Source organism: Streptomyces sp. NPDC085944, from assembly GCF_040686295.1.
In the GTDB taxonomy this organism is placed as follows: domain Bacteria; phylum Actinomycetota; class Actinomycetes; order Streptomycetales; family Streptomycetaceae; genus Streptomyces; species Streptomyces salinarius.
The window spans coordinates 68,517-77,871 of record NZ_JBFBJX010000025.1 but is presented as its reverse complement, the minus strand read 5'-3'; the positions used below and the strand labels follow the sequence as shown (position 1 = coordinate 77,871).

The following is a 9,355-nucleotide window of genomic DNA, read 5'->3' as shown; positions in this document are numbered from 1 at the left end:
TCGGGGGGTGTCCGCCCGCAGCGGTTGGCGCGTCAACGCCGGGGAAGATCTGCGGCCGACCGATTCCGCGCCGTTCCGAGGACGGACACCCCCCGACCCGGCCCCGACCCACCACGCACCCCAAGGCGCTACGTGCACCCCCACCCAACCCGCACAGGCGCCGCAGGCACCCCCACCCACCGCCGCAGGCACCCCCCACAGGCGCCGCAGGCACCCCCCACCACCACGCACCCCGCACAGCCCGCCGCAGGCACCCCCACCCCCACCGCCGCGGGCACCTGCACCGGCGCCGCAGGCACCCCGCACCACCCACCGCGAACCCCGCACAAGCGCCGCAGGCGCCCCCACCACCGGAGGCACCCGCACAGGCGCAGGCACCCCCCACCCCCACCGCCGCAGACACCGCACAGGCGCCGCAGGCACCCCGCGCCACCGCCCGAGGCACCCGCTCAACCGCCGGACGCACCCGCCCGGTCCAGCAACCCCGTCCGCGCGGCCAGCGCCGCGGCCTCCAGGCGGGAGCCCACGCCCAGTTTCATCAGGACGCGCTGGACGTGCGTGCGGGCCGTGGACGGGGCGATGCCCATGCCGGCCGCGATCACGCGCGTGTCCTCGCCGTCGGCGACCCGCACCAGCACCTCCACCTCCCGCGGTGTCAGCATCTGCAACAGGCGCTGCCCCTCGTCGTCCGGCTGGGCCGCCGGGTTCAGCAGCTCGCCGAAGGCCCCCTGCAGCAGCGCCGGCGCCACCGCCGCCTCCCCGGCCCGCGCCTTCATGATCGCCCGCTCGACGCCCTCTATGCGCTCGTCGTGCCGTACGTACCCCGACGCCCCCGCCGCGAACGCCGCCGCGATCCCGCGCGGGCTCGGCACCGGCCCCAGCACCAGCACCGCCACCTGCGGACGCTCCCGCTTGATCCGCACCACCGGGTCGAAGACCCCCGGCTCGGCCGGTGCCGCGGTCCCCAGCAGGCACACCTCCGGCGCCCGGCTGATGACCAGCTCCGCCGCCCCCGCGGCCGGTGCCGCCGCGGCCAGCACCCGGTGCCCCCGCAGCTTCAGCGCCGAGGCCAGCGCTTCGGCGAGCAATCGGTGCTCGTCGACCACCATGAGCCGTACTCCCATGGAGCAACCCCCCAGTCACCCTGTCCCACCCCGGCATGCCCCCGGCATGTCCCCGGCATGCCCCCGGAAGCTACACGCTAGCCCGCCCGCGCGCTGCCCCTACCGGCGAGAACCGCCCCGGAGCGCCGAAAACCCCGGCCCGGCAACGCGACCGGCCCCGCCCCTGGAACAGGGACGGGGCCGAAAAGGTCACCCACGTGACCACGACGGGCGTCAGCCGCTGGTGCCGAACCCGATCGCCAGGTACTCCTTGTCGTCCGTGCTGTCCCGCTCGCTGGCGTACACCTCCGACATGTAGAGGTGCCCGTTGGCGTAGATCAACTCGGAGTAGTCCGGCGACATGCTGGACTCCACGTCCCGCACCGCCTCCGTCGCCGGGTTCTCCAGCAGCGTCGTCTGCTTGAACGAGGAGCCGTCGATGCTCACGATCTGGCCGCCCTTGTCGTACGGCGGGCGCTTGTAGGCGATCACGTTGCCGCCGTCCATGCGCAGCGGGGTGATCGTGTAGTCGTCGCCGGAGTCCGCGCGCTGGCCGGTCTGCTTGCCGGTGGTCAGGTCGAAGGCGACGACCTCGTTGGCCTGGCTGTACGACTCGCCGCTGCCCTCGTGCTCCTCGGTGGCGATGTAGAGCTTGCCGTTGCCGACCGCGAGCCCCTTGCAGCTCTCGGGCTTGGTGATGCTGTCGCAGCGGGCCGCGTACTGGTCGCCGGGCGCCGAGATGCGGTTGAGCAGCTTGCCGGTCTTGTTGTCGATGGAGAAGAAGTCCGAGATGCCGCTGCCGTCACCGGCGGAGTCGCCGACGTCGGCGGCCACGACCAGCGGGTTCGTCGACACGACGCCCGCGTACTCGATGCCCTTGGCCATCTTGTACTCGGAGAGCACCTTCCCGCTCTTGGGGTCGATGGTCTGGATGTTCAGCTGCCGCGCGTCGTACGTGCCGCACTTGCGCACCGCGACCAGCTTCTCGCCGCCGCCGTAGCCGGCGTCGTAGCAGGTGTCGGTCGTCTTCGGGGACCAGAGGATGTCGCCCTTGGCGATGTCGAAGGCGACACCGCCGTCCGTGCTGCCCGCGGCGACGGTGTCACCGCTGATGGTGACGTTGTCGAAGGAGATCGGCCCTTCGCCGGCGGTCTTCGTCCACACCTTCTTCCCGGCGTCCAGGTCGAGGACGGCGACCTGGGTGCAGCCGTGGGCGGGCTCCGCCTTGGTCGGCATCTCGGGCTCGTAGACGATCACCGTCTTGTTGTCGTCGGTGACGTGCGGGGTGACGGCGCAGACGGGGCCTTCGAGCTTGACCGTCCACATCTTGCTGCCCTTGTCGGGGTCGTAGCCGACGACCTCGGCGACCCCGCTCTTGGCGTACACCTTGTCGGTGAGCCAGGAGCCGGAGACGTCGGCGGTGCCGTCGTCCTTGCTCACCGCGGGCATGGGGACCTGGAAGAGCACCTTCGCGGCGGGGTCGGCGGGCGCCTTCTCCTTGGCACCGGAGGCCTTGCCGCCGTCGCCGCCCTTCTGGTCCGTACCGCCGTCGCCGCCGCCGTCCTTTCCGCCGGAGCTCGCGGTGTCGTCCTTGCCCCCGTCGTCGGAGGATCCGGCGTACCAGACACCGCCGCCGATGATCAGCGCGATCGCGACGACGGCCGCGACGATGATCGCGACCTGCGCGTTGATCTTCCGGCCGCCACCGCCCGCCCCGCCCCCGGGCTGCATGGGCATGGTCGGAGACTGGTAGCCGGGCTGGTATCCGTAACCGGGCTGCCCCGGCTGGGCGGGCTGCCCCGGCTGACCGTAGGCCGGCGTCGGCTGCCCGTACGGTCCCGGCTGTCCCGGCTGTCCCGGCTGTCCCGGCTGCTGACCGGGGTAGCCGTACCCCGGCTGGGGCTGCGGCGGCGTCTGCGGGTATCCGTAACCCGGCTGCTGCTGCGGCGGCCCCGCGGGCGGGGTCGGCGGCGCGGCGGGGGCCTGCGGCGGGGTCTGCGGGGCGGCCCCGGGCGTGGGCGGGTAGCCGTAACCGGGCTCGGGCGCCTTGCCCAGGTCGGGTCCGGAGGGCGCCGGGGGCGGCTGCTGCGGCGGCTGGTTCTGCGGCGGGCCGAAGCCGCCGCCCTGCGGGGGCTGGTTGGGCGGCGGGGGCGGCGGCTGGGTCATGACGTGAGCACCTCGGAGAGCGGAGAAGACGGGAACGGAGCGGGCCGCGCGAGCGCGGCCGGAGAAACGGCCGGAGAAGAGGTCACTTGCCGTAGGCGAGCATCAACTTCTCCTTCGACTCGTCGTTTCCGTTCAGGCGGGTGGTGGAGATGAAGAACCGCCCGTCGACCCAGTCGATGTCCTTGGAGTAGAAGCCGTTCTCGATGTCCGCGACACCCTGCGGGTTCTGCAGCAGCTTGGCCGGCTTGTGGCTGCTGCCGCCGGTCGGGATGGACACGACCTGGCCGCCCGCGTCGTAGGACGGCTGGACGTACGCGACGAGCTGGTCGCCCTCGACCTTCATCGGCGTCATCGACTCGTCCGCGGGGGACTTGGTGCGCCACTTCTCCTTGCCGGTGGCGAGGTTGATCGCGACGATCTCGTTGGCGCCGCTGGTCGCCTCGGTCGGCAGGTAGAGGGTGTCCCCGGCGACGGTCACGCCCGAGCAGCCCTGGAGGTCGCGTTCCATGATGGCCCAGCCGCACTCGGGGGCGAAGTCCTCGTCGACGCCGACCTGTTCGCGGACCTTGCCCGCCGAGGTGAAGGAGGAGATGTTCCAGACCTTCTTGTCCTCGTTGGTGGCGTAGACGACGAGCGGGTCGACGGAGTACGCGCGGGCGATCCGCCAGCCCTTCTCGTACTTGTAGGTCCACAGGGCCTTGCCGGTCTTGGGGTCGAGGCCCTGGAGCTCGTCGTGCGCGTTGTCGCCGCCGGCGCCGCAGGAGGCGACCTGGACGAGCTTCTTGGCGCTGCCCGCGAATCCGGCGGGGAAGCAGGCGTCGCCGTACTTCTTCTTGTCGTACAGCTTCTTGCCGCTGCGGACGTCGTAGGCGGTGCCGGACTGCGAGCGGCCGACCATCATGACGTCGCCGCTGAGCGTGAGTTCCAGGGAGAGCGTGGAGTCGAACAGGTCGCCCTCGGCGACCTCCTCCGACCAGCCCTTCTCGCCGGTGGCGAGGTCGATCTCCTGGAGCTTGTTGCACTTGGCCCGGTCGCTGGAGCCGCTCATGTAGGCGACGACGATCTTGTCGTCGGCCGTCTTCTCCGGGGTGACCGCGCAGATCTTCTCCGGGAAGGTGACCGGGTCCCAGGTGGGCTTGCCGTCGCCGACGTTGTAGGCGAAGACCTGCTTGTACGCGGCCTTCACCGCGGCCTTGTCGGTGATCCACATGCCGTCGGCGTCGGCGCCGGAACCGGGGGCGTCGGGCGCCTCCTTGTACCAGAGCACCTCGGACTCGCCGGCCTGGCGGCCCTCGTTGAGGTTCTCGGGGTCCTCGCCGCCGTCGCCGCTGCCGTCACCGGGGTTGACCGGGGCGCCGCCCTTGGAGCCGGAGGGCTTGGGGTCGTCGCTCTTGCCGGCGACGGGCTTCTTGTCCTTGTCGTCGTCGCCGCCGCTCGCGGTGACGGCCCACACGCTGCCGCCGACGACGAGCAGGGCCGCGACCGCGGCACCGACGACGAGGGCGGGCTTGCCCTTGAACGGGTTGCGGGACCCGGAGCCGCCGGGCGGCGGGGTGCCGGGCGCGCCGGGCATGCCGGGGTACTGCTGCTGCGGGTAGCCGTAGCCGGGCTGCTGGCCGTACGGCCCCGGCTGCTGCGGCTGGGCGTACGGGCCGGAGTTGTACGGTCCGGGCTGCTGGCCGTACGGCCCCGGCTGGGCCGGCTGGCCCGGCTGCTGCGGATAGCCGTAGCCCGGCTGCTGCGGCGGTGGGCCGGGCGGCGGTCCCTGCGGGGGCGGCGGGGTCGGTGCCCCGAAGCCTCCCGGAGGCGGGTCCTGCGGTGCTCCGAAGCCACCCGGCTGCGGCGGCTGATTCGGCGGCTGGCTCATCAGCGCGTTCCCCCTTATTGCTCACTCACTGATTTTTAGCCACGCCCCGGGTCACGCGCTGGCCCCGGAGTCGTCGAAGGCGATCGTTCGAACTGCCTCGGACCGTTCTGGGACAGTCCTCGGACGGCCTTTCTATCACCCGCGGCCAATCCCCCACCGGGCCGCGTCCGCCCCTGTTCCCAAGGGCGGACCGGCCCGTGATGCCTCTGTTACGCGCCTTCACGCCGCCTTTACACCCCCCGCGCCCCCCGCACGCAGGAGGCTCAGGCGTCCTCGGCCAGTTCCAGCCAGCGCATCTCCAGCTCGTCGCGCTGCCCCGCCAGCTCGCGCAGCTCGGCGTCCAGTTCGGCCACCTTCGCGAAGTCCGTGGCGTTCTCGGCGATCTGGGCGTGCAGCTTGGTCTCCTTCTCGGAGACCTTGTCCAGCTGCCGCTCGATCTTCTGGAGTTCCTTCTTGGCGGCGCGCACGTCGGCGGCGCTCTTCTCGGGCACGGCGGCGGCGGGCTTGGCCGCCACGGCCGGGGCGCTGGAGGCGGCGGCCTCCTCCATGCGCCGGCGCCGCTCCAGGTACTCGTCGATGCCGCGCGGCAGCATGCGCAGCGCGCCGTCACCGAGGAGGGCGAAGACGCGGTCGGTGGTGCGCTCGACGAAGAACCGGTCGTGGGAGATGACGATCATCGAGCCGGGCCAGCCGTCGAGGACGTCCTCGAGCTGGGTCAGGGTCTCGATGTCGAGGTCGTTGGTGGGCTCGTCGAGGAAGAGGACGTTGGGCTCGTCCATCAGCAGCCGCAGCAGCTGCAGCCGCCGCCGCTCACCGCCGGACAGGTCCCCGACCGGCGTCCACTGCTTCTCCTTGCCGAACCCGAAGGTCTCGCACAGCTGCCCGGCGGTCATCTCCCGGCCCTTGCCGAGGTCGACGCGCTCCCGGACGCGCTGCACGGCCTCCAGCACCCGCCAGGTGGGGTCGAGCTCGGCGACCTCCTGCGACAGGTACGCCAGCTTGACGGTCTTGCCGACCCGCACCTGCCCGCCCGCCGGCTGCCGCTCGCCCTCGCTGCGGGCGGCCTCGGCCATGGCGCGCAGCAGGGAGGTCTTGCCGGCGCCGTTGACACCGACCAGGCCGATGCGGTCGCCGGGGCCGAGCTGCCAGGTGACGTGCTTGAGCAGCACCTTGGGACCGGCCTGGACGGTGACGTCCTCCAGGTCGAACACGGTCTTGCCGAGCCGGGAGGAGGCGAACTTCATCAGCTCGCTGCTGTCGCGGGGCGGCGGCACGTCGGCGATCAGCTCGTTGGCGGCCTCGACGCGGAAGCGGGGCTTGGAGGTACGGGCGGGCGCGCCGCGCCGCAGCCAGGCCAGCTCCTTGCGGACCAGGTTCTGCCGCTTGGTCTCCTCGGTGGCGGCGATGCGCTCGCGCTCGGCGCGGGCGAAGACGTAGTCGGAGTAGCCGCCCTCGTACTCGTAGACGTCGCCGCGCTGCACGTCCCACATGCGGGTGCAGACCTGGTCGAGGAACCACCGGTCGTGGGTGACGCAGACGAGCGCGGAGCGCCGCTCGCGCAGATGCCGGGCGAGCCAGGCGATGCCCTCGACGTCGAGGTGGTTGGTGGGCTCGTCGAGGACGACGAGGTCCTGCTCCTCGATGAGCAGCTTGGCCAGCGCGATCCGGCGCCGCTCACCACCGGAGAGCGGACCGATCACGGTGTCGAGCCCCTGCGGGAACCCCGGCATGTCCAGCCCGCCGAACAGCCCGGTCAGCACGTCCCGGATCTTGGCGCTGCCCGCCCACTCGTGGTCGGCCATGTCGCCGATGACCTCGTGCCGGACGGTGGCGGCGGGGTCGAGGGAGTCGTGCTGGGTGAGCACGCCGAGCCGCAGTCCGCCGGAGTGGGTGACCCGCCCGGTGTCGGGCTCCTCCAGCCTGGCCAGCATCCGGATCATGGTCGTCTTGCCGTCACCGTTGCGCCCGACGACGCCGATGCGGTCCCCTTCTGAGACGCCGAGGGACACGCCGTCGAGGAGGGCACGGGTGCCGTACACCTTGCTGACGTTCTCGACATTGACCAGATTGACGGCCATTTCTCTCCTGCCTGGGGGATAGCTCGACCCTCCAGGGTAGTCCGGCCGCCGCGGGCCTCAGTCCAGGACGGTCGCCCCCGGCACCGCCCCGGACGCCGTACGCACGTCCCGGCACGTCCCCGACGCCCGCAGCACACCCGCGATGTCGGAGGCGGACCTGGCGTCGGTCGCGAGGAAGGCCGTGGTCGGGCCCGAGCCCGAGACGACGGCCGCCAGTGCGCCCGCCGCCCGGCCCGCCGCGAGGGTGTCGGACAGCTCGGGGAAGAGGGAGAGCGCGGCCGGCTGGAGGTCGTTGGAGACGGCGACGGCGAGCGCGGCCGGGTCGCCCTTGGCGAGGGCGTCGAGCACCGCCTGGTCGGCGACCGGCTCCGGAATGTCCAGGCCCTCCCCGAGCCGGTCGAACTCCCGGAAGACGGCCGGCGTCGACAGCCCCCGGGCGGCGAGCGCGAACACCCAGTGGAAGTCGGCCCCCACCTCCAGCTCCGTCAGCCGTTCCCCCCGGCCCGTGCCCAGCGCGGCCCCGCCGACCAGGCTGAACGGCACGTCGCTGCCCAGCTCGGCGCAGATGTCCAGCAGCTCCTCGCGGGAGGAGCCGGTGCCCCACAGCGCGTCGCAGGCCAGCAGCGCACCCGCGCCGTCGGCGCTGCCGCCCGCCATGCCCCCGGCGACGGGAATGTCCTTGGCGATGTGGAGGTGGACGTCGGGTGCGCGGCCGTACCGTTCCGCGAGGGCGAGGGCCGCGCGGGCGGCGAGGTTGGTGCGGTCCAGCGGGACCTGGTCCGCGTCCGGCCCCTCGCAGGTGACGCGGAGCCCGTCGGCGGCCGGGGTCGCGGTGATCTCGTCGTACAGGGAGACGGCGAGGAAGACGTTGGCGAGGTCGTGGAAGCCGTCGGGGCGGGCGGCGCCGACCGCGAGCTGGACGTTGACCTTGGCGGGAACGCGGACCGTCACGCTCACTTGCTCGTCACTCCCCACTGCCTACTGCTTGTGCTCGGCGATACGCGCGAACTCTTCCACGGTCAGCGCCTCTCCGCGCGCCTGCGGCGACACGCCCGCGCCGACGAGGGCGGCCTCGGCGGCGGCGGCCGACCCCGCCCACCCGGCCAGCGCGGCCCGCAGGGTCTTGCGGCGCTGGGCGAACGCGGCGTCGACGACGGCGAAGACCTCGGCCTTGGACGCGGTGGTCTTCAGCGGCTCGGTCCGCCGGACGAGTGACACGAGGCCGCTGTCGACGTTCGGCGCGGGCCAGAAGACGTTGCGGCCGATGGACCCGGCCCGCTTCACCTCGGCGTACCAGTTGGCCTTCACCGACGGGACGCCGTACACCTTCGACCCGGGGCCGGCGGCGAGCCGGTCGGCGACCTCGGCCTGCACCATGACGAGGGTCCGCTCGATGCTCGGGAAGGTGTCGAGCATGTGGAGGAGGACGGGCACGGCGACGTTGTAGGGGAGGTTCGCGACCAGCGCGGTCGGGGCCGGGCCGGGCAGCCCGGTCACGTGCATCGCGTCGGAGTGCACGAGCGCGAACCGGCCGGCGCGCTCCGGCATGCGGGCGGCGACCGTGGCGGGCAGGGCGCCGGCGAGTACGTCGTCGATCTCGACGGCGGTGACCCGGTCGGCGGCCTCCAGGAGGGCCAGGGTGAGCGAGCCGAGACCCGGTCCCACCTCGACCACCACGTCGTCGGGGCGTACCTCGGCGGTGCGGACGATACGGCGGACCGTGTTCGCGTCGATGACGAAGTTCTGGCCGCGCTGCTTGGTGGGGCGTACGCCGAGGGCGGCCGCGAGTTCACGGACGTCGGCGGGGCCCAGGAGGGCGTCGGGGGTGGGGCTGCTCACCCCGCAAGGGTAGCCGGGGGCGCGTGGGCCTCCTGCCCACAGCCGGGGCGCCACGGACGGCCCCGCACCCGCAGCCGGAACCGGGAGCCCTCACCCGCGCGGGCGCACACCACGAAAAGCCACGGCCGCGTGGCCGGGCTCGGACGCGGCCTCGCCCACGCAACCGTGCCCCACGGACGACCTCAGCCCACAGCCGGACCCCACGGACGACCCCGCACCCCCGCAGCCGGACCCCAGGCGTGGCCTCACCCAAGCAGCCGAGCATCGCGGGTGGCCTCACCCAAGCAGGCCGGGCCCCACAT

6 protein-coding genes are annotated in these 9,355 nt (G+C 72.9%); all 6 read right to left on the bottom strand.

From position 1 onward, the window contains the following. Positions 1-449: 449 nt before the first annotated feature. The 6 genes from AB0P07_RS33580 to rsmA all read right to left on the bottom strand — a co-directional run bounded on the left by AB0P07_RS33580 (position 450) and on the right by rsmA (position 9,053). Positions 450-1,124: a response regulator transcription factor gene (locus tag AB0P07_RS33580; protein WP_102932016.1), complete on the bottom strand. Its 675-nt coding sequence runs from the start codon at positions 1,122-1,124 to the stop codon at positions 450-452. Between the two features lie 213 nt (positions 1,125-1,337). Continuing rightward, the gene (locus AB0P07_RS33575; protein WP_365557406.1) at positions 1,338-3,269 is read right to left on the bottom strand and encodes a PQQ-binding-like beta-propeller repeat protein; all 1,932 of its coding nucleotides are present in this window, start codon (positions 3,267-3,269) and stop codon (positions 1,338-1,340) included. An 82-nt stretch (positions 3,270-3,351) separates the two neighbouring features. After that, a complete protein-coding gene (locus AB0P07_RS33570) occupies positions 3,352-5,136 on the bottom strand; it encodes a PQQ-binding-like beta-propeller repeat protein (RefSeq protein ID WP_365557403.1) in 1,785 nt (594 codons plus the stop codon). 263 nt (positions 5,137-5,399) lie between these two features. After that, complete coding sequence (locus AB0P07_RS33565) at positions 5,400-7,214, bottom strand: ABC-F family ATP-binding cassette domain-containing protein (protein WP_365557401.1); 1,815 nt, start codon at positions 7,212-7,214, stop codon at positions 5,400-5,402. 57 nt (positions 7,215-7,271) lie between these two features. Then, the gene (locus AB0P07_RS33560; RefSeq protein WP_365557398.1) at positions 7,272-8,171 is read right to left on the bottom strand and encodes a 4-(cytidine 5'-diphospho)-2-C-methyl-D-erythritol kinase; all 900 of its coding nucleotides are present in this window, start codon (positions 8,169-8,171) and stop codon (positions 7,272-7,274) included. 21 nt (positions 8,172-8,192) lie between these two features. Next, positions 8,193-9,053, bottom strand: coding sequence for a 16S rRNA (adenine(1518)-N(6)/adenine(1519)-N(6))-dimethyltransferase RsmA (rsmA, locus tag AB0P07_RS33555; protein ID WP_164415678.1), 861 nt, complete (start codon positions 9,051-9,053; stop codon positions 8,193-8,195). Between the last annotated feature and the right edge of the window lie 302 nt (positions 9,054-9,355).